Origin of the sequence: Actinoplanes sp. NPDC024001, from assembly GCF_040638955.1 — a bacterium.
Lineage (GTDB): Bacteria > Actinomycetota > Actinomycetes > Mycobacteriales > Micromonosporaceae > Actinoplanes.
In genome coordinates this window covers 176,699-195,250 of record NZ_JBEZZB010000001.1, presented here as the reverse complement: position 1 = coordinate 195,250, position 18,552 = coordinate 176,699, and the positions used below count along the sequence as shown (strand labels likewise).

Sequence of the window (18,552 nt, the reverse complement as noted above, 5' to 3'; positions counted from 1 at the left end):
GTCTGCGAACCCCCGCGGAGGGCGGAAGGAGAACGGTACACCGGTTTGGCTACCAGCTGCTATGACAACTGGTAGCCAACCGATTGCGTTTACCTGACCGGCTCGAGCACGTCGCGGCCGCCGAGGAACGGCTGCAGCGCCTTCGGCACCCGGACCGAACCGTCCGGCTGCTGGTGGTTCTCCAGGATCGGGATCAGCCAGCGGGTGGTGGCGAGCGTGCCGTTCAGCGTGGCGGCGGTCTGCGGCTTGCCGTCGGCGTCCCGGTAACGGATGTTGAGCCGGCGCGCCTGGAAGGTCGTGCAGTTCGACGTCGAGGTGACCTCGCGGTAGCGCCCCTGCGACGGCACCCAGGCCTCGCAGTCGTATTTCCGGGCCGCGCTCGAACCGAGGTCGCCGGCCGCCACGTCGATCACCCGGTACGGAATCTCGACCTTGGCGAGCATCTCCTCCTCCATGGCGAGCAGACGCTGATGCTCGGCCTGCGCCTCCTCGGGCCGGCAGAACGAGAACATCTCCACCTTGTCGAACTGGTGCACCCGCAGGATGCCGCGCACGTCCTTGCCGTGCGAGCCGGCCTCCCGCCGGTAGCAGGTCGACCAGCCGGCGAACCGCGACGGCCCGTTGCTCAAGTCGATGATCTCGTTCGAGTGGTACGCCGCGAGCGGCACCTCCGAGGTCCCGACCAGGTAGAGGTCGTCGGCCTCGAGCCGGTAGATCTCGCTGGCGTGCGCGCCGAGGAAACCGGTGCCCTCCATCGACTCCGGCCGGACCAGGGTCGGCGTGATCGACGGCGTGAACCCGTGCTCGACCGCCTGCTGGATGGCCAGCTGCAGCATGCCGAGCTGGAGCAGCGCACCGACGCCGGTGAGGAAGTAGAACCGCGAACCCGAGACCTTGGCGCCGCGCTCGGTGTCGATGGCGCGCAGCCCCTCACCCAGCTCCAGATGGTCTTTCGGCGCCTCGATGTTCGGGATGTCGCCGACCGTGCGCAGCACGACGAAGTCGTCCTCACCGCCGGCCGGAGCGCCCTCCTCCACGACGTTCGACACGGCGAGGTGGGCTCGGCGCAGCGCCTGCTCGGCCTCGGTGGTGGCGGCCTCGGCCGATTTCACCTCGGCGGCCAGCTCCTTGGTGCGGGCCAGCAGCGCCGCCCGCTCGTCCCCGGAGGCTTTCGCCACCTCTTTGCCGAGGGATTTCTGCTCCGCCCGGACCGCCTCGAACCGCTGCGTGGCGGCCCGGCGCTCCTCGTCGGCGCGCAGCAGCGAGTCCACCGCCTCGGTGGACTCGCCGCGCTGTCGCTGGCTGGCGCGGATGAGTTCGGGGTCTTCGCGGAGCAGACGCAGGTCAATCACGGTTGTCGAGCCTACCGGCGGCCCGGTCCGATCAGCACACGGATATCCCCCGGTGTCACGATCGGTGGGGTTGGTCGCGCTGACCGGGGAACGAGGCGAACGGTGTGGACGGCGCGATGGTCAGGTCCAGCGGAGCATCCGGCGACGGTTCGTCGTCGTCATCCTCCTCGTAGCTGCTGCGGACCCACCGCGGGCCGTCGTCGGTCTCCGGCTCCCGGCTGGTCAGCCAGAGTGCGAGCAGCCCGGCGGCCACCCCGGCCAGGGCGCACCAGAGGCCTCGCCCGTACTCCACCTGGGTCTGCTCGGTGGGCAGCTGCATCGAGAAGTAGCGCGAGATCAGCCGGGTCTCACTGCCCAGCAGGTGGACCATCGCCACCAGCAGGGCCAGCAGCAGACCGCCGACGCCGAACCCGGCGAGCCGTGCGTACCGCCGGCCGGCGGCCGGGCCGAAGAGCACCAGCAGCACCGAGATCACCAGCAGGAAGAGCCCCACCAGGTACGCCCCGCCGATGCCACCGAGATCGAAGAGGTCGGTGGGCAGCAACTGGGTCTCCTGGCGCTGCTCCTCCTCGTCCTCGAACGCGATCTGCTCGACGCTGGTGACCTGCCACTCGGAGATCAGTGACGCGAAGACCGCGACCGCGCCGAGCCCGGCGGTCAGGACCGGAAGTCGCCGGTCGGTGGCCAGACCCCGGAGGAAGTCCGTGCTGGGCCTGCGCCGGGGCTCCTCCGTGTCGGGGGCGCCGAACTCGACCACCGTCTGCCGGTCGACGTCAGATTCCAGGGACATGCGATCCATGATGGCCCCTCATGACGTCCGCGAACCAGCCGGCCCGAGATGGGCTAGCGTTCTGGTCATGCCTATTCGTACTGCTTCGGCTCGCTGGGAAGGGAACCTCACCGAGGGTTCCGGCACTGTCAAGACCGGTAAGGGTGGCTACCAGGGGAACTACTCCTTCAAGTCCCGCTTCGAGGAGGGCGAGGGGACGAACCCCGAGGAACTGATCGCGGCCGCGCACGCCGGCTGCTTCTCGATGGCCTTCTCGAAGGGCCTCGCCGACGCGGGCTTCACGCCCACCTCGGTCGAGACCACCGCGAAGGTGCACCTGGACAAGGGCGACGCCGGTTTCGGGGTCACCCGCATCGACCTGGAGACCGTCGGCGACGTCCCGGGCATCGACGACGCGAAGTTCCAGGAGCTGGCGGAGGCAGCCAAGGAGAACTGCCCGATCTCCCAGCTCCTCAAGCCGGGCGCGGCGATCAGCCTGAACGCCAAGCTCGCCTGAGAGCACCGGGAAGCCGGCGCGGCCCGCGCCGTGCCGGCACCCCCCACGGTCTGCGGCGCAACCGGCAGAATGGGTGACGTGCCGGTCGACATGAGTCGTGAACGTTTCGAGGAGCTGGTGGGTGAGGCCCTCGATGAGGTCCCCGTCGAGCTGCTCTCCCTGATGAACAACGTCGTTTTCCTGGTCGAGGATCTTCCGCCGGACGGCGGCGATGACCTGCTCGGACTCTATGAGGGGATCGCCCAGACCGATCGCGGCTGGGATTACGCCGGCGTGCTGCCCGACCGGATCACCATCTACCGGCTGCCCACGCTGAAGGTCTGCGACTCCGAGGACGACGTCGTCGAGGAGGTCGCGGTCACCGTCGTGCACGAGATCGCCCACCACTTCGGCATCGACGATCAGCGCCTGCACGAGCTCGGTTGGGGCTGATTCGTTGAATCAGGTTCCTACGCTGGGTGTATGCGTAGCGAACTCTTCTCCGCCGAAAACCTCGAGAAGGAGTCCAGCCAGCCCGGGCTTCGGCTCCAGAACTCCAAGTTGCTGAAGGCCGAGCTCAACGGTGAGTTCCTCGCTCGTACCGGGTCGATGGTCGCCTATCAGGGCCAGGTCACGTTCGAGGCGCTCGGCTCCGGTGGGCTCGGCAAGTTCCTGAAGCAGAAGCTGACCGGCGAGGGCGTTCCGCTGATGCGGGTGCGCGGCACCGGCGACGTCTTCCTCGCCGACAACGCCGCCGACGTGCACCTGATCGACCTGGAGCCGGGCGACGCCCTGTCGATCAACGGCGCCAACGTGCTCGCCTTCGACTCCACCCTGCAGTACGACATCAAGATGGTCTCCGGCGCCGGGATGATGTCCAGCGCCGGCCTGTTCAACTGCGTCTTCTCCGGGCGCGGCCGGATCGCGGTCACCACCAACGGGACGCCGGTGGTGCTCAACGTCGACCAGCCCACGTTCGTCGACCCGCAGGCCGCGATCGCCTGGTCGGCGAGCCTGCAGACCGGCTACCACCGGGCCGATCAGCTCGGCCTCGGCACGCTCCTGGGGCGCAGCACCGGGGAGCGGTTCACGATGAGCTTCAGCGGCCAGGGCTTCGTCGTGGTGCAGCCCTCCGAGCAGCCGCCGGGTGGCCTCGCCGGGATCGGCACCGGCCAGAAGAGCTCCAGCGGAGGAGTCCTGAGCGGCCTGTTCGACGACTGAGATCGCCTGTGTGCGTTTCGGGTGCGGAGCGCGCCCGAAACGCACACGCGAGCTTCAGCTGAGCTCGCCGGCGCGGACGCGGTGCAGCCAGGCGGCGGAGTCGGCGAAGTCGCCGTCGGAGAGCCCGGCCGGGGCCGCCACCGGCGGCTCCGGCTGCAGCCGATGCTTCGGATAGCTGCCCAGGAAGCGGACCTCCGCACAGATCCGGCGCAGGCCCTGCAGGGCCTCGCCGAGGCGCGGCTCGGCCACATGGCCGGTGCAGTCCAGAAAGAAAACGTACGTCCCCAGCTGCTCGCCGGTGGGGCGGGACTCGATGCGGGACAGGTTGATCCCCCGCACCGCCAGCTCGGTGAGGACCGCGAGCAGCGCCCCGACCTGGTCGTGCCGGATCGAGACGGCCAGTGAGGTCACGTCGTCGCCGGTCGGCGCGGCCGGGGTGCCGGGCCGGGTGAGCAGCGCGAAGCGGGTGACCGCCTCGGCCCGGTCGGCGACCTTCTCGGCGAGCACGGTGAGGTTGTGCTGGGCGACGCCGATCGGGGCGCAGAGGGCCGCGTCGTGCTCACCGGCCGCCGCGCTGATCGCCGCCGCGGCGTTCGACAGCACGTCGACGACCGTGGCGTCCGGCGCGTTGGCCCGCAGCCAGTGCCGGCACTGGGCGGAGGCCTGCGGGTGCGCGGCGATGGTCCGGATCTGCGCCAGCGGGGTGAGGGCGTGCGCGGCCAGGACGAACTCGACCGGCAGCAGCACCTCCCGCGTGATCATCAGAGGGGTGCCGGTGATCAGCTCGTCGAGCGTGACCGGGACGGCGCCGCCGACCGAGTTCTCCAACGGGACCAGGGCGGCGTCGGCCTCACCGGAGCGGACCGCCTCCAGAGCCTCGGGCACGCTGCGGGCCGGCATGCGCACTCCGTGCTCGGCGGCGGGGATGGTGCGCAGGGCGGCCTCGGTGAAGGTGCCCTCGGGGCCGAGATAGGCGAAGCGCATGGGCGGCGTTCCGGGCATGCCCGAATTCTATGGTCTCCGCCCGGCGCTTCAGAAACCACAGGCCAGGACTCGGATCCCGGGCGGCGCCTCGGCCTGGACCCGGGCGTTGCAGACGTGCGTGCCGGCGGCGACCAGGGCCAGTTTGGTGCCCTTGCCGGTGGCCACCACCATCAGCGGCTCGACCTGCTCCGCGCCCTGCCCGGCGATCTTCACGGTGGTGAAGGACCAGGTGCCGGAGCAGAACGGCCCGTCGGCAACGGCCAGCTCCTTGTCCGGCACACCCGGGTCGTCCTTGATCAGGGCGAGGATCTGCGGACCGGTCGGCGAGGTTCGGCACTTGGCCGCGTGCGTCGGTGTCGGCGTCGGCGAGTTCGTCAACGGCGGCGTGGTGACCCCGGTGGTCGTCGTGGTCAGCTGTGGCTGCGGCGGTGGTGTCGCGTAGCCCGGGGTGGGATAGGTGATGCCGGGAGCCGGGTAGCCCTGCGTGGTGGTGGGCGGCGGCCCGAGCGGAGGGATCGTGACGTCACTGGGCACGGGCGCGCCGGCCGGTGGGCCCAGGGAGGGGGCGCTGGCCGCCGGCACGGGAAGCTCCGCCGGCCCGGCGCCCGGCGGCGCGCCACAGGCGGCGCTCACCAGCAGGGCACCGATGGCGCCTGCGACGCTCGCTGCCGGACGAATGCGGCGTGTGCGGGGGGACACGCGCTCATCGTAGGAGCCGAGCGGTCAGCTTGCGATACGGTGACCGGCCGCGGTGAGCGTGTTGACGGCCTCGGTGAGCCGCACGGTCGGCACCAGCAGGTAATCCGTGTCATACGTCGAGAAGGTGACGATGTTGACCCGGGCCTCGGCGAGCGGACCGACCAGCGAGGCGAGCACGCCCGTCATGGTCAGATCAAGATCGGACACCCGCAGGCACCGCCATGCCGTGTCGGCCTCGGCGCCCTCCGGAATCCGGTCGTTCGGGCAGATCACCGAGAGCTCGTCGACGCCCCAGGTCACCGAGATGACGCTCTTGTCGTCCGGACCTGTGGTGAGCGAGGCGGGCAGGATCGAGCCGGCCGGAAGCCGACACACCGCGTATTCACCCGGTAACAGGTCTAGATCGAGCATGAAGGAAGACTACGTTGCGGATCTGTAACGCCCAATGCCCACTCGCTGCGGTGAACAACACAACTCGGAGGACGAAAGGGATTTCAGTACCGTACCGGGGACAGGAAGGTCAGTGATCCGGCCACCCGATCGCCGGAGAGCAGCGGCGTCGACACGGCGTCGACCGTCAGCGGAGCCTCGCCGGCACCCGGAACCACCCGGATCAGCCCCCGCGCCAGGCGCTCGCTGCTGAGCGCGAGCAGCGGCGGGATCTTCTCCGTCTCGGGCTCCTCGAGCCGGCTCGCGCCGGCGGTGAAGTCGATCAGGTGCAGCGCCGCGGTGAGCCGCTGGCCGATCGCCTCGACGGGCTTGCCGAGCCCGAGCAACTCACTGCACGACGGCGAGACGGCGAGAATCGAGCCGGTGCCGTCGATGATCAGGCACGGCTCGTCGGCGACCGCCACCGTCGACGCCCAGCGCTCCACGCTGGTGACGAACTCGGCCTCGGCTGGTGTCCGCGCTTGGGGGACGAACGCTCCCGAGAGGGAGAGCTCAACATGCGCCACCCGCTCCTCCTCGCATCAGTCGCGACGACGGCCGGCGGCGGGCGGAATCACCGGTCTCCCGGTGCTCGGCCGCGGCGCCGGCTGTCGTCGGCGTCGAGGGGAACGTTACCGGCGGGTCGGCCGCTTGTCAGCGGCCGTCTGTCCGTTGCTGTACCAACGGTAGTCACCGGCCGGCCGGTAGGGCGCGTTTGCCCAGGTGCCCGGGTGTTGTGCAACCGCTGAGAGTTTGCTCGCCGTGGCCGGCGAGATCTTCGCGCCGCCCGCGATCAGGAGCCGGTCGAGCTCCTTGTCGGTGGCGACCAGACAGTCCTTCGGCAGGCCGTGGACGCTGATCACGCCGGAGCCGACGAAGGTCAGCACGGCGGTCACCGGAACGTTGAGGCCGACGGCGGCGGAGAGCGCCTTGGCTGCCCGGCGGGCGTCGCGACGGGCCTCGGCCACATACTGCGGGCGCTTGCCGTTGATCTGCACCACGTCACCGGCGATCAGAACGCGGGCGCGGCCGTGGTCGGCGACCGTCACCGCGTAGATGCCGCCGGGGCCGATCGCGAGGAAACCGGCGCGGTCGTCAGCCGGGTCGGGCTCACGATAGGCCTGCATGACGTCGGTCCGCGGCCAGTCGACGATGTGCCAGTTGGGCCCGAGGCGGTCGAGGCGGGTGAGCGCACGTGCACCGGCGGCCTCGAGGCGGCGTGCCTCACGCTCGGCACGACGACGCCGCGCCCACTCGACCGGTGTCAGGCGCGGCGGCTCCAGAACGGAGGGCGTCGGATGGCTGCGGTCGACGGGCGTCAGAGCTCTGGAGGGAACGGGCTTCGATGTCACGGGCAGAGCGGGGCGGGCGGGGAAGACAGTCACTGCGACCTCCGGCAAAAGGTCAGTCGGGCTCTCTTTTCCAACTACCGTACGTGCTCAGATCCCTACGGAACAGGGCGACGGCGAGGAAAGAAAGGGGAATGAGTGCGGATGAATGCCGTATTCACGGACAACACTTCTTTCGGATGGTGCACCAGTACGCCTGAGCGCCGCGGTCTCGTCGCACCATCACAAGCTATCGCTGTCGCCCCCAAGATGCATGTTCGTCCCAAGATCTAGTCAGAACGTCACGGCCCGATAGCACTCGGTACGGGCTAACGTCGGCGTCGTGTACGTCGACAGTGAAGTCAGCCGCCTCCGTACCGTCCTCCTCCACCGACCCGGGCCGGAGCTGGCCCGCCTGACCCCACGGAACAACGACTCGCTGCTCTTCGACGCCATCCCCTGGGTCGGCCGCGCCCAGGAGGAGCACGACGCCTTCGCCGAGGCGTTGCGCTCGCACGGCGTGGAGGTGCTCTACCTCGGTGATCTGCTCGCCGAGACGCTGAGCGTGTCCGAGGCGCGCACCGAGCTGACCGCCGGTGTCCTGGCCGCCCGCCGGCTCGGCGACCCGCTGCGGGCCAGCGTGCGCGACTACCTGGCCGACCAGGAGCCGGCCCGGCTCGCCGAGGTGCTGATCGCCGGGCTGGCGCACGAGGAGATCAAGCCGAGTGCCGGTGGCCTGGTCTACGAGATGATGCACCGCAACGACTTCGTCATCGACCCGCTGCCCAACCTGCTGTTCACCCGGGACTCCTCGGTCTGGGTGCGCGACCGGGTGGCGGTGACCGCCCTGGCGATGCGGGCGCGCCGCCGGGAGACCACGATCACCCAGGCCATTTACCGCAACCATCCGCGCTTCGCCGGCACCGAGCTGCTCTTCGACCCCTCGCTCGAGCACCTGGAGGGCGGCGACGTGCTGGTGCTGGCGCCGGACGTGCTCGCCATCGGCGTCGGCGAGCGGACCACCCCGGCCGGCGCCGAACGGCTGGCCCGCCGGGTCATCGACGCGGGCCTGGCGCACACCGTGCTGGCCGTGCCGATCGCACAGGAACGCGCCACCATGCACCTGGACACCGTCTGCACGATGGTGGACGTCGACGCGGTGGTGATGTATCCGAACGTCGCGCACAGCCTGGACGCCTGGACCGTCACCGGCGGGCCCGGCGAGCCGCTGCGGGTCCGCCCACCCCGCCCGTTCCTGGAGGCGGCGGCCGAGGCGATGGAGATCGACCACCTGCGGATCATCGACACCGGCCTGGACCCGGTGACCGCCGAGCGCGAGCAGTGGGACGACGGCAACAACACGCTGGCCATCGCGCCCCGGCTCTGTGTCGCCTACGAGCGCAACGTGGAGACCAACGCGCAGCTGGAGCGGGCCGGCATCGAGGTGGTCCGGATCAGCGGCTCCGAGCTGGGCAGCGGGCGCGGTGGCCCGCGCTGCATGAGCTGCCCGATCACCCGGGACCCGCTCAGGGGCCGGTGACCTCGGTGACGATCAGTTCCGGAACGGGAACCGGGCCGGGCGTCATCGCCCGGTCCGGGAAGTCGAAGACGGCGATCTCCAGCTGCATCGGGTAATCCGGCGCCTGGGCGACCCGCTTCACCACCGAGCCGTCGACGGAGAACTCCAGCGACCCGGGCTGCCAGTCCACCGCGTAGGTGTGGAACTCGGCGACGTCGACGGGCAGCGTGACCGTGCCCCACTCCTCGGTGACGGCCGGATCCCGGAACGCGTGCAGACCCATCCCGAACTCGTGCGGGGCGGTGCCGAAGACCTCCATCACGCAGATCTCCGCCGAACGCTCCGGCCGGTCCTCGATCCCGGCCAGCCAGAAGGCGGCCATCGAGCGCGGCGAGAGGACCGCCCGCATGCGGATCTCCAGCCGTCCGTAGAGCGGCGTGTAGCCCCAGAGCTCGGGCTGCTCCTCCTGCACCGTCAGACCGGTCCGGAACGGCTGCCCGCCGACGGTGCTCCCGACCGGCCCGGAGAAGTTCGCCGACTGGATGCCGGACACCCGCAGCGGCGTCTCGTGGATCCCCTCGGCCCACAGCGGTTGCTCCACCGGGATGCTCAGCCGCAGCTCACCGCCGCCCACGGTGTAGGTGGCCCGCGACGCCGCCCGCGAACTCCAGTGCGGCAGGTAGCACGGCACCCACACCGAGGGGTCGAGTTCCGCCTCGGTGAACCGCTCCCGGAAAGGACTCACCGCAAGGTCAGCTGCCGGCCGATCAGACCCTGCTTGGCGCGCCGGGCGGCCGCGTCGAGCGGCTCGTCGATCGCCAGCGTGTCGGCGTACCGCTTGGCGAAGTCGGCGAGCGGGGCCTCCCAGTCGGTGCCGTCCGGCTCACCCGGCACGTCCCAGACCGGTACGAGCAGCCCGTGCGCCCGGAACATGCCGGCGAATCGGGTGTCCTTGCCGAGCAGCAGCTCACCGGCCGCGGAGAGCCGCGCCAGCGCGTCCAGCGCCCGGTCCTCCGGGTCGGAGAGGACCCACCGGACGTGACCCTTGTCCGGGGCCACCCGGCACCAGTACGCCGCCTTGGCCGCCGCGAGCCGCACGGTCGGGTAGATCGAGGCGTTCGCCCGCTCCAGGGACGCCTTCACGTTCGCGTCCTGCATCTGGTCGGCGTCGAGCCAGTACTCGAAGCCCTCGTGCAGGGTGATGTCGAGCGGGCTGTCCACGATCACGTCCTGCAGGCGCGGGCCCTCGCCGGGCAGCGCGGGCACCGAGACCGTGTCGCCCGGGTTGGTACGCAGCGCGTTCAGGATCGCCACTGCCAGGTCCCGGGAGACGTCACCGGACTGGACGTGCCGCTGGAGCCCGATGAAGACCTGGCCGTCGCGGCGGGACATCGCCGGCCACGCCATCGGCAGCACCGTGGAGAGGGTGACCTGCCGGTCGCCGAACTCCTCGATGATCTCCGGCTTGAGGGTCAGGGGCGCGGAGGCGGCCGGGACCAGCTCACGCAGGGCGACCCATTCCGGTTCGTCCGCCAGACCCTCGAACGGGCGGGCGACGAAGATGTCGCGCACCTTCGTCTTCGGTGCGGTCTCGCGGGGCTTGCGTCGCTTGCTCACGGTGGACCAGCCTAAGCGCTCCTCCACGGGACGCGGTGATGTGGGCCACCCGTGTCGGATTCAGGCACGCGGCAGGCGAACCTCGGCGACCGTGCCGCCGCCCTCGCGCGGGCGCAGCGACACCCAGCCGTGCTGGCGCTCCACCAGGCGTCGCACCAGGTAGAGGCCGAGACCGGCGCCGGGGTGCGGGTGCTGCTCGCCGGCGCCCGCCTGCCAGTACCGCTCGAAGGCGCGCTCCACGTGCTCGGGCGCGATGCCGACGCCCCGGTCGGAGACCCGGAAGCGCAGCGTGTCGTCGTCGGTGCCGGCGCAGACCTCGACGACGCTGTCCGGCGCGGAGTATTTCTCCGCGTTGGTGACCAGCTCGGTGAGGATGGTGGCGATCGAGTCCCGGTTGCCGTAGGCCTTCGGCAGGCCGGCCGGCAGCTCGCCGAAGTGGATGCGCTGCCGCAGCGCGGCCGGCAGCTCCTCGGCGGCCGCACGCAGCGCCTCGGCCAGGTCGAAGGGGCCGGCCGGGGAGGCGCCGACCGAGCCGTCCTCGCTGGCGGCGGAGAGCAGCCGGTCGACCAGCCGGGCCAGCTCACCGGCCCGGGTGCCGATCACCCGGACCGCCTCACGCCGGCCCGGTTCCCCGAGGGTGTCCCAGTGGTTGGTGAGCGTGTCCGCGTACCCCTTGATGACCGTGACCGGCGTGCGCAGCTCATGGCTGGTGACCGCGACCCAGAGGTCGCGGTCCGCCTGGCGGCGGGCCTGCTCCGGCGCCGGCTCGCCGTGCACCGGCAGGCCGGAGCGCAGGCTGTAGAGCCAGCCGATCAGACCGGCCAGGAGCTCCAGTACGGCGTGATGCTCGGGTCCGGGCTCCCCGCCGGTGTCGCCGAAGTAGACGTGCAAGGAACCGGCCATCGTCTCGCCGGCCTCGCAGCGCGCACCGAGCATGTGCCGCAGGTCGCCGCCCTCGATCTGGCGGGCGAACTCGTCGTTCACCGAGTCGAGGGGGACCAGCAGGGTCCGCCGGTCGAGCAGCCGGTTGTCCGGGCCGTCCACCCGGCGGCCGATCGCCGGCTCGCAGACGCCGGTGGCCGCGATGATGCGGCCGTGACCCTCCGCGTACTCCGCGAACCCGGCGCCCCGCGCGCCGAGCGTCTCGCCGGCGAGCCGGACGATCTGCTGGAGGACGGACAGGCCGGTGTCGCCGGAGTTGACGCGGTCGAGGACCGCGATCTGACCCCGGGTCAGGGCCGCGTAGTCGGGACGAGCCGGCATGCCTGCGAGTCTGCCTCGCTCGCCCGCTTTTGGGCAGACGAACCTAAGCGGATGCTGGGGTAGACCAGCCGTCCGTGTCGTACGTCACAGTTGGTCGAGATGGTCCAGCACGAAACGGGGACGGTCCGTGATCACTCCGTCGACCCGGTGTCGAAGCACCAGCTCCAGATCGGCGGGCTCGTTCACCGTCCACACGTAGGTCCGGTGGCCGGCCGCGCGGATCGCCGGCAGCAGCGCGGGCCGCGCCCGGACCAGGTCGACTCCGGGCCCGGCGGTCCGGGCGCCGAACGGCAGCCGGCCCCGGCCGACACCCGGCGGCACGAACTCCATCAGGTAGACGGTGGGCACGGCCGGCGCCTGGGCGCGGATGCGGCGCAGCGCGAGCGCCGCGAAGGACATCACCGTCACCTGTACGGGGTCGTCCGGCTTGGGCTCGGTCAGACCGAACCGTTGCAGCATCCGTACCAGCCGGCGTTCGACCTCGGCCCCGTACCGGGAGGGGTGTTTGGTCTCGATCAGCAGGCGGACCTGGCGGCCGGTCGCAGAGACCGCGTCGAGCAGCCGTTCCAGCGTGAGCAACCGGGAGAAATCGGTCAGTTCCTCGTCGGCCGGGTAGCCGGGATGCCAGGAGCCGAAGTTCAGCGCGTCCAGCTCGGCGAGCGTCTTCGAGCTGACCAGGCCGCGCCCGTTGCTGGTGCGGTCGAGCCGCCGGTCGTGCACGCAGACCAGATGACCGTCCCGGGTCAGCCGGACGTCGCACTCCAGGCCGTCCGCGCCCTCCTCCAGCGCACGCAGGTATGCCCCGAGGGTGTGCTCGGGGAGTGCGTCGGCGCCGCCGCGGTGGGCGAAGACCAGGGGGCGGTACTTGGTCACAGCACGCGCGCCGGCTGCCCGTCGTCGCGGACCACGTCGCGGCCGGCCGCGGCCCAGGACTGCATGCCACCGTCGAGGTTGCGCACGTTGTCCCAGCCGTTGTTCATCAGGTAGGCCACGACCTGCCCGGAGCGGCCACCGGCGCGGCAGACGACGACCACCTCGCTGTCGGTCGGCACCTCGGCCATCCGGGCCGGCACCTCCATCATCGGCAGGTGGTGGGCGCCGGGCGCGTGGCCGGCCGTCCACTCGTCGGGCTCCCGGACGTCGAGCAGGTAGGCGTCGGGTGCGACTTGGTCAGGGGTCACGCTGGGTACCTGAGGTCCGAACACATGAAACAGGGTAGAGGCTTGACCTCTTCCGATTTCGGGTGGCGGGCGGGGGAGTCCTACTTCTCGTTGGCGACGACGCCCGGGTTGTCGAGCACGAACTGGGCCAGGTTGTCGTCCTTGACCGCCTGGAACATCGCCTGCGTGGTCTCGTCGATCCGCTCGCGCCCCTTGCCGTTGCCGGCGAAGGTGCCGTTGTTGGTGCGCAGCAGCACCATGTCGTTGGCGGCGACGTCCTTGAGCCCGAGCACGAAGTCGGTGATCGCGATCTGGCCGGTGTCCAGCACCAGCGCCTTGCCCGCCGACTTGATCAGCGAGGTGGCCTTGATCGGGTTGCTGAGCACGCCGCCGTTGGCCGCCTTCTTCGCCATCGCCTTGATCAGCTGCTGCTGGTGGCGCTGCCGGTCGTAGTCGCCGTTCTTCAACCCGTACCGCTGGCGGGCGAAGTCGAGCGCCTCCCAGCCCTCCATGGCGCGGCAGCCCACCTTGTGCACCACCGGCTTCGTCGCCTTGCCGGTCTTGCGGGCGTCGGCCAGGAACATGGGCTCACCGCCGACGTAGACCATGTGCTTCGAGGTGACCTGCTGGTCCACGCACAGGTTGACGCCACCGAGCTCGTCGATGACGCTCCGGAAACCACCGAAGTTGATGATCGCGGCGCCGTCGAAGCTGATGCCGGTCATGTTCTTCAGCGTCTTGGCCAGCAGCTGGGCGCCGCCACCCCAGCCGCCGCCGTTCTGCGCACCCCAGTAGAAGGCCTCGGTGGCCTTGACCGTGCCGCCGCCGTACTTACTCGGGGCGAACGGCGGCACCTCGACCTCGGTGTCCCGCGGGACGGAGATCAGGTACGCCTGGTCGTGGCTGGCCGGGATGTGCAGGATGATGATCGTGTCGGCGTGCAGCGCGTCGTCGGCCCAGCGCGCCCGGGCGTCCACGCCCATCAGCAGCATGTCGATCGGGCCTTCGAGGGTGTTGCCACCCTCGGCGGCGCTCTTCTTCGCGTCGCCGGTCAGGTTCTCCACCGCGATGCTGTCGGTGGTCTGGTCGATCAGCACGGAGCCGCCGACCAGACCACCCCCACTCGCCACCAGCAGCACCGCCCCGAGAGCGGTGGTGACCTTCGTCCAGAGCGGTGCACGCCGTTTCCGGGCCTTGGGCGGAGCCGGTGGAACAGTAGCCGGCGACTGCCTGTTGGCCGTGACGGTCATGCAGCACTCCAGGGGATGGGGTGAGGGGCTGCATCACTTTACGGACACTTTTTCGCCAGCTGAAGGTCTGGAGCGTTTCAGATTCCGTTCACAACCGGACAGCTGCCCGATTGCTACTTCTTGGTCGGGTTCGCCGCCATCCAATCGTCCAGCGTGTCGGCGGCCATCGCCTTGTAGAGGCCGAGTGCCTTCTCCCGGTCGGAGACCACCACGGACTGCCCGTTGATCGTCTCGCTGCCCTTGTTCGGGCTGGTGAGGAAGGTCAGGTTCTCGCCGCGCAGGTTACGGAACTGGATCACCATGTCCTTGAGGGAGAACTTCTCGTCGACCGTGACGGCGGCCGCCACCGCGTCCAGGAAGGCGTCCAGCTTGCCGGGGTTGGTCAGCGTGCCGCTGCTCGCCGCCTTGTCCATCACGGCCCGGAGGAACTCCTGCTGGTGCTGCATGCGGGCGAAGTCGCCGCGGGCGAACTGCTTGCGCTGACGCACCCAGTCCAGCGCCTGGGCGCCGTCCATGTGCATCATGCCCTTCTTGAACACCCGGTACGGCTTGTGGATCGACGTGATGGTCTGGTCAACCTTGAGGTCGACGCCGCCGAGCGCGTCGGTGACCTCCTTGAAGCCGCCGAAGTCGATCGCCATCACGTGGTCGAGGTGCACGTCGGTCATGCACTCGACGGTGCGCACCGCCCGCGGCAGGCCGCCGAAGGCGAACGCAGCGTTGATCTTCGCCCGGCTGCCGGAGCTGCAGGGCGCGTTGTTGTCGCTCGGGATGTTGACCCACAGGTCACGGGGGATCGAGACGATCTGCGCGGATTGGTGATCAGCCGGGATGTGCATGATCATCAGCGTGTCGGCGCGCCACTTGCTCGCCTCGTCGTTCTTGTTGTCCGGATTGCGGGAGTCGCTGCCGACCAGCAGGATGTTCAGCGCACCGTCGACGGCCTTGCCCGGTCGATCCGTGGTGATCTCGCCGAAGGCGTTGGTGCGCTTGATGTCCTTGTCGAGGCCGTTGATGTAGCCGTAGGCCGCGATGCCGCCGATCAGGGCGAGGACCAGGACGGCGATGCCTCCCACCAGCGCGATCCGGCGCCAGCGGGGCTGGGGACGACGTCCCCGAAAGGAGCGGCCGGGACCACCCGGTCCACCCGGTCCGCCGGGCCCGCTACCGCCGCCCGGTGCCCAGTCACGCTCGGGGCGGACCGAAGCCCGGCCACCATAGGCGGGCACTGACGCCCGGCCGGAAGGGTTGCCGCTGGGAGAGGTGGTAGCAGACATGTACTCCAGATTACGGAGCGATACGCAGTGATCCCGGTGCTCGACTCGCATCGGCACGAAGGTAGGAGTTTTCGCGGAGCACGGGCCGGCGCGGCGACTGCGCCGACCCGTGCGGGGGCCGGGGCTCAGTGAGCCCCGTGGCCGGTGAGGGAGCGGACCTCGAGTTCCGCGTACTTCTCGGGGTCGGTCTCCTTGGAGATGACCGTGCCGAGCCATCCGAAGAAGAAGCCCAGCGGGATCGAGATGATGCCCGGGTTGGACAGCGGGAACCAGTGCCAGTCCTGGTCCGGGAACATCGCGGTCGGCGAGCCGGACACCACCGGGGAGAAGAACACCAGGATCACCGCGGAGGCCAGGCCGCCGTAGATGGACCAGAGCGCGCCCGCGGTGTTGAACCGGCGCCAGAAGAGGCTGTAGAGGATCGCCGGCAGGTTCGCCGACGCCGCCACCGCGAACGCCAGCGCCACCAGGAACGCCACGTTCAGGCTCTGCGCGAAGATCGACAGGGCGATCGCCACGGCGCCGATGAGCAGGGCCGAGATGCGGGCGACCCGGACCTCGTCCCGCTCGGAGGCGGTGCCCCGCTTGATCACGCTGGCGTAGAAGTCGTGCGCGAGGCTCGACGACGACGCGAGGGTGAGACCGGCGACCACGGCGAGGATCGTGGCGAAGGCCACCGCCGCGATCACCGCCAGCATGATCGAGCCACCGGTGTCGCCGCCCAGGTAGTCGATGCCGAGCTGCTGGGCGAGCTGCGGCGCGGCGGTGTTGCCGGCCTTGTCCTGCGCGGTGATGTTCTCGCCGCCCACCAGGGCCGCCGCGCCGAAGCCGAGGGCCAGGGTGAACAGGTAGAAGGTGCCGATGATGCCGATCGCCCAGAGCACGCTCTTGCGCGCGATCCGGCTGGTCGGGACGGTGTAGAACCGGGTCAGGATGTGCGGCAGACCGGCCGTGCCGAGCACCAGCGCGAGGCCCAGCGAGAGCAGGTCCATCTTGCTGTAGAAGGTCTTGGCCGCGTCGCCGGCCGTCTCCACGCCGTAGCGCAGACCCGGTTCCAGGAAGGCCGAGCCCTTGCCGGATTGTTCGGCGGCGTCACCGAGCAGCGCCGACAGGTTGAACTTGTAGTGCGCCAGCACCATCACGACCATGATCAGGGCGCCGCCCATCAGCATGAACGCCTTGACGATCTGGACGTAGGTGGTGCCCTTCATGCCGCCGACCGTCACGTAGATGATCATCAGGGCGCCGACCAGGATGATCGTGGCGACCTTGGCGGTGTCCGCGTCCATGCCCAGGAACGTGGTGCCCGGCGAGATGCCGAGCAGCAGCGACACCAGCGCGCCCGCGCCGACCATCTGCGCGATCAGGTAGAAGATCGATACGACGATGGTGGAGACCGAGGCGGCGGTGCGAACCGGGCGCTGGCGCATCCGGAAGGCCAGCACGTCGGCCATCGTGTAACGGCCCGAGTTGCGCAGGAACTCGGCGACCAGCAGGAGCGCCACCAGCCAGGCGACCAGGAAGCCGATCGAGTAGAGGAAGCCGTCGTAGCCGTACAGGGCGATCAGGCCGGCGATGCCGAGGAACGACGCCGCCGACATGTAGTCGCCACCGATCGCCATACCGTTCTGGAAACCGGAGAACTGCCGGCCGCCGGCGTAGAAGTCGGTGGCGGTCTTGGTCTGCCGGCTGGCCCAGACGGTGATCGCCAGCGTGATCGCGACGAAGACCAGGAACAGCGTGATGGTCAGGGTGCGTGAGCCGCTGGCGTTGGCCTCCGCGGCGAGAGCGGTCCCCGTCACTGGGCGCTCCCCTCGGTGGTGGTGCCGGCGACCTTCTGGCCGTCCTCGAGCTCCTGGTAGATGTCGTCAGCGAGCGGGTCGAGCTTCTGCGCGGCGTAGCGGGAGTAGTACCAGGCGATCAGGAACGTCGAGACGAACTGGAGCAGGCCGAAGACCAGCGCGACGTTGATGTTGCCGATCAGCTTGATGCTCATGAAGTCCCGCGCGTACGCGGAGAGGAGCACGTAGAGGGAGTACCAGACGATGAATGCGACCGTCGTCGGGAAGATGAACGTGCGCAGCCTATGGCGCAACGTGGCGAACTCCTGAGAGTTCTGTACTTCCAGATATCTCTCGGCGGATGCCGGCACGGGATCACCACCTTCGTGGGGGCGGGCGGACTTTCCGGCACCGTACGAAGGAGTGGGCCAGGTCACGGCTCCCCGGTCGGGGTCTGCGCTGAGTGGTGGTCTGAGTGCGCTGAGCGGCAGTCACGCCAGCTCGGTGTACCGCCCCCGGTAGTGCACCAGCGGCGACGCGGACGTGCCGATCTCGATCGATTCGATGATGCCCTCGACCAGCAGCGCCCACCCGCACGGCCGGTTCCCGTCGAGCCGGCAGCCGGCCCACGTGGCGGCCTCCTCGGGCACCGGGCCGTACGGCGTCTGCTGCCACCGGCCGGCGGCGAACAGTCCCCCCGGCGCGGGCATCAGGCCGGCGAACCGGTCGGCCAGTTGCCGGTCGGCCGGGGTCAGCGGCACCACCGCGAAGACGCCGGAGTCCTCGACCGCCGCCCAGAACTCGCTCTCCTCGTCGATCAGGCCGAGGATCCGGCCCGGGTCCCCGTCGGCGACCAGGGTGGAGGAGACGGTGAGCCCGGCGGGGCCGGGCGTGGTCCAGATCGTGACCGGCGCGGCGAACCGCCCGCGCAGCCGCCGGACCGGGGATTTCGACGACTCCGGCACGGCGAACGGGTCGGTGGAGTGGATGCGCCCACCGGGCTCAAACGGATTCACCCGATCATTCTCTCGATTACAGATTGTGCATGCCGCTATCCCGTTTAATTGATCACAAACTATTTTGTAGGGAACTTTGCCGCGGGAGAGGAGACGGCGAATGCCTCATGTGGTGTTGCGGCCGGGCGACGTCGTCCAGGTCAGCGCCGAGGCGAGCGTCCAGTTCTCGGGCGACCGGGGGCTGCTCTTCCGGATCATCCGGGTGGACCCGCGGGTGACCTACGACGGCTGGCTCTGGCTGGACGGATATGTGATCGGGCCGGCCGGGAACGCCATGCAGCGCCGGCGCATCTTCGTCAAACGCGACGGGCTTCGCACGGTCATCCTGAACCGGGGGCCGGAAGCTCGGAGCGGATCGCGAACCGCGGGCCAGTCCTGACCATCGAGAGTG

At 70.0% G+C, this 18,552-nt stretch carries 22 protein-coding genes; 5 read left to right on the top strand and 17 right to left on the bottom strand.

The genetic code is table 11. The features are described 5' to 3' along the window. Nucleotides 1–89: 89 nt before the first annotated feature. Together serS and AB0F81_RS00990 are read right to left on the bottom strand one after the other, a co-directional pair. Nucleotides 90–1,352: a serine--tRNA ligase gene (serS, locus tag AB0F81_RS00995; RefSeq protein WP_360188969.1), complete on the bottom strand. Its 1,263-nt coding sequence runs from the start codon at nucleotides 1,350–1,352 to the stop codon at nucleotides 90–92. Between the two features lie 55 nt (nucleotides 1,353–1,407). After that, complete coding sequence (locus AB0F81_RS00990) at nucleotides 1,408–2,142, bottom strand: hypothetical protein (RefSeq protein ID WP_360188966.1); 735 nt, start codon at nucleotides 2,140–2,142, stop codon at nucleotides 1,408–1,410. 67 nt (nucleotides 2,143–2,209) lie between these two features. Between AB0F81_RS00990 and AB0F81_RS00985 the strand changes: the two genes are divergently transcribed. The 3 genes from AB0F81_RS00985 to AB0F81_RS00975 all read left to right on the top strand — a co-directional run bounded on the left by AB0F81_RS00985 (nucleotide 2,210) and on the right by AB0F81_RS00975 (nucleotide 3,838). Further along, nucleotides 2,210–2,638 (top strand): OsmC family protein, encoded by a 429-nt coding sequence (locus AB0F81_RS00985; protein ID WP_360188963.1) that lies wholly within the window; start codon nucleotides 2,210–2,212, stop codon nucleotides 2,636–2,638. Between the two features lie 69 nt (nucleotides 2,639–2,707). Next, nucleotides 2,708–3,070, top strand: coding sequence for a metallopeptidase family protein (locus AB0F81_RS00980; RefSeq protein ID WP_360188960.1), 363 nt, complete (start codon nucleotides 2,708–2,710; stop codon nucleotides 3,068–3,070). Nucleotides 3,071–3,100: 30 nt separating this feature from the next. Then, nucleotides 3,101–3,838 carry an AIM24 family protein gene (locus AB0F81_RS00975; RefSeq protein WP_360188957.1) on the top strand — a complete coding sequence of 246 codons (738 nt, stop codon included), beginning with the start codon at nucleotides 3,101–3,103 and terminating at the stop codon, nucleotides 3,836–3,838. Between the two features lie 54 nt (nucleotides 3,839–3,892). Here the strand turns inward: AB0F81_RS00975 and pheA are convergent, their stop codons facing one another. The 5 genes from pheA to AB0F81_RS00950 form a co-directional block, all read right to left on the bottom strand. Then, on the bottom strand, nucleotides 3,893–4,840 hold the full coding sequence (pheA, locus tag AB0F81_RS00970) for a prephenate dehydratase (RefSeq protein WP_360188955.1): 948 nt from the start codon (nucleotides 4,838–4,840) through the stop codon (nucleotides 3,893–3,895). Between the two features lie 30 nt (nucleotides 4,841–4,870). Then, nucleotides 4,871–5,521: a hypothetical protein gene (locus tag AB0F81_RS00965; protein WP_360188952.1), complete on the bottom strand. Its 651-nt coding sequence runs from the start codon at nucleotides 5,519–5,521 to the stop codon at nucleotides 4,871–4,873. Between the two features lie 24 nt (nucleotides 5,522–5,545). After that, the gene (locus tag AB0F81_RS00960; protein WP_360188949.1) at nucleotides 5,546–5,932 is read right to left on the bottom strand and encodes an ACT domain-containing protein; all 387 of its coding nucleotides are present in this window, start codon (nucleotides 5,930–5,932) and stop codon (nucleotides 5,546–5,548) included. A gap of 83 nt (nucleotides 5,933–6,015) precedes the next feature. Then, entirely contained in the window at nucleotides 6,016–6,477 is a 462-nt protein-coding gene (locus AB0F81_RS00955; protein WP_360188946.1) for a hypothetical protein, read from the bottom strand. Nucleotides 6,478–6,582: 105 nt separating this feature from the next. Then, nucleotides 6,583–7,335, bottom strand: coding sequence for a hypothetical protein (locus AB0F81_RS00950; RefSeq protein WP_360188943.1), 753 nt, complete (start codon nucleotides 7,333–7,335; stop codon nucleotides 6,583–6,585). Nucleotides 7,336–7,621: 286 nt separating this feature from the next. On the opposite strand from AB0F81_RS00950, the gene AB0F81_RS00945 reads away from it, so the two are divergent. Further along, a complete protein-coding gene (locus tag AB0F81_RS00945; RefSeq protein WP_360188940.1) occupies nucleotides 7,622–8,818 on the top strand; it encodes an arginine deiminase in 1,197 nt (398 codons plus the stop codon). On the opposite strand, the gene AB0F81_RS00940 is transcribed toward AB0F81_RS00945, so the two are convergent. The 10 genes from AB0F81_RS00940 to AB0F81_RS00895 form a co-directional block, all read right to left on the bottom strand. Then, a complete protein-coding gene (locus AB0F81_RS00940; protein WP_360188937.1) occupies nucleotides 8,805–9,542 on the bottom strand; it encodes a glycoside hydrolase family 16 protein in 738 nt (245 codons plus the stop codon). The genes AB0F81_RS00945 and AB0F81_RS00940 overlap by 14 nt on opposite strands. After that, nucleotides 9,539–10,414 carry a DUF5926 family protein gene (locus AB0F81_RS00935; RefSeq protein WP_360188934.1) on the bottom strand — a complete coding sequence of 292 codons (876 nt, stop codon included), beginning with the start codon at nucleotides 10,412–10,414 and terminating at the stop codon, nucleotides 9,539–9,541. The genes AB0F81_RS00940 and AB0F81_RS00935 overlap by 4 nt, the downstream gene beginning before the upstream one ends. A gap of 60 nt (nucleotides 10,415–10,474) precedes the next feature. After that, on the bottom strand, nucleotides 10,475–11,677 hold the full coding sequence (locus AB0F81_RS00930; protein WP_360188931.1) for a HAMP domain-containing sensor histidine kinase: 1,203 nt from the start codon (nucleotides 11,675–11,677) through the stop codon (nucleotides 10,475–10,477). 84 nt (nucleotides 11,678–11,761) lie between these two features. Beyond that, a complete protein-coding gene (locus AB0F81_RS00925; protein WP_360188928.1) occupies nucleotides 11,762–12,550 on the bottom strand; it encodes a glycerophosphodiester phosphodiesterase family protein in 789 nt (262 codons plus the stop codon). Further along, entirely contained in the window at nucleotides 12,547–12,882 is a 336-nt protein-coding gene (locus tag AB0F81_RS00920; protein ID WP_360188925.1) for a rhodanese-like domain-containing protein, read from the bottom strand. Before AB0F81_RS00920 ends, AB0F81_RS00925 begins: the two co-directional genes overlap by 4 nt. Before the next feature lie 56 nt (nucleotides 12,883–12,938). Next, a complete protein-coding gene (locus tag AB0F81_RS00915) occupies nucleotides 12,939–14,087 on the bottom strand; it encodes an LCP family protein (RefSeq protein ID WP_360188922.1) in 1,149 nt (382 codons plus the stop codon). A gap of 113 nt (nucleotides 14,088–14,200) precedes the next feature. Next, nucleotides 14,201–15,364 carry an LCP family protein gene (locus tag AB0F81_RS00910; RefSeq protein WP_360188919.1) on the bottom strand — a complete coding sequence of 388 codons (1,164 nt, stop codon included), beginning with the start codon at nucleotides 15,362–15,364 and terminating at the stop codon, nucleotides 14,201–14,203. Between the two features lie 125 nt (nucleotides 15,365–15,489). Beyond that, nucleotides 15,490–17,166, bottom strand: coding sequence for a cation acetate symporter (locus AB0F81_RS00905; protein WP_360188916.1), 1,677 nt, complete (start codon nucleotides 17,164–17,166; stop codon nucleotides 15,490–15,492). Further along, nucleotides 17,163–17,516 carry a DUF485 domain-containing protein gene (locus AB0F81_RS00900; RefSeq protein ID WP_360188913.1) on the bottom strand — a complete coding sequence of 118 codons (354 nt, stop codon included), beginning with the start codon at nucleotides 17,514–17,516 and terminating at the stop codon, nucleotides 17,163–17,165. The genes AB0F81_RS00905 and AB0F81_RS00900 overlap by 4 nt, the downstream gene beginning before the upstream one ends. A 120-nt stretch (nucleotides 17,517–17,636) precedes the next feature. Further along, a complete protein-coding gene (locus tag AB0F81_RS00895; RefSeq protein ID WP_360188910.1) occupies nucleotides 17,637–18,161 on the bottom strand; it encodes a flavin reductase family protein in 525 nt (174 codons plus the stop codon). 100 nt (nucleotides 18,162–18,261) lie between these two features. Between AB0F81_RS00895 and AB0F81_RS00890 the strand changes: the two genes are divergently transcribed. Then, nucleotides 18,262–18,540 carry a hypothetical protein gene (locus AB0F81_RS00890; protein ID WP_360188907.1) on the top strand — a complete coding sequence of 93 codons (279 nt, stop codon included), beginning with the start codon at nucleotides 18,262–18,264 and terminating at the stop codon, nucleotides 18,538–18,540. Nucleotides 18,541–18,552: the final 12 nt, after the last annotated feature.

Coding starts and splice junctions, on each gene's coding strand:
- AB0F81_RS00990 (WP_360188966.1), bottom strand. CDS start 2,142: ATGTCCCTGGAATCTGACGTCGACCGGCAGACGGTGGTCGAGTTCGGC.
- AB0F81_RS00985 (WP_360188963.1), top strand. CDS start 2,210: ATGCCTATTCGTACTGCTTCGGCTCGCTGGGAAGGGAACCTCACCGAG.
- AB0F81_RS00980 (WP_360188960.1), top strand. CDS start 2,708: ATGGGTGACGTGCCGGTCGACATGAGTCGTGAACGTTTCGAGGAGCTG.
- AB0F81_RS00975 (WP_360188957.1), top strand. CDS start 3,101: ATGCGTAGCGAACTCTTCTCCGCCGAAAACCTCGAGAAGGAGTCCAGC.
- pheA (WP_360188955.1), bottom strand. CDS start 4,840: ATGCCCGGAACGCCGCCCATGCGCTTCGCCTATCTCGGCCCCGAGGGC.
- AB0F81_RS00960 (WP_360188949.1), bottom strand. CDS start 5,932: ATGCTCGATCTAGACCTGTTACCGGGTGAATACGCGGTGTGTCGGCTT.
- AB0F81_RS00930 (WP_360188931.1), bottom strand. CDS start 11,677: ATGCCGGCTCGTCCCGACTACGCGGCCCTGACCCGGGGTCAGATCGCG.
- AB0F81_RS00915 (WP_360188922.1), bottom strand. CDS start 14,087: ATGACCGTCACGGCCAACAGGCAGTCGCCGGCTACTGTTCCACCGGCT.
- AB0F81_RS00910 (WP_360188919.1), bottom strand. CDS start 15,364: ATGTCTGCTACCACCTCTCCCAGCGGCAACCCTTCCGGCCGGGCGTCA.
- AB0F81_RS00890 (WP_360188907.1), top strand. CDS start 18,262: ATGCCTCATGTGGTGTTGCGGCCGGGCGACGTCGTCCAGGTCAGCGCC.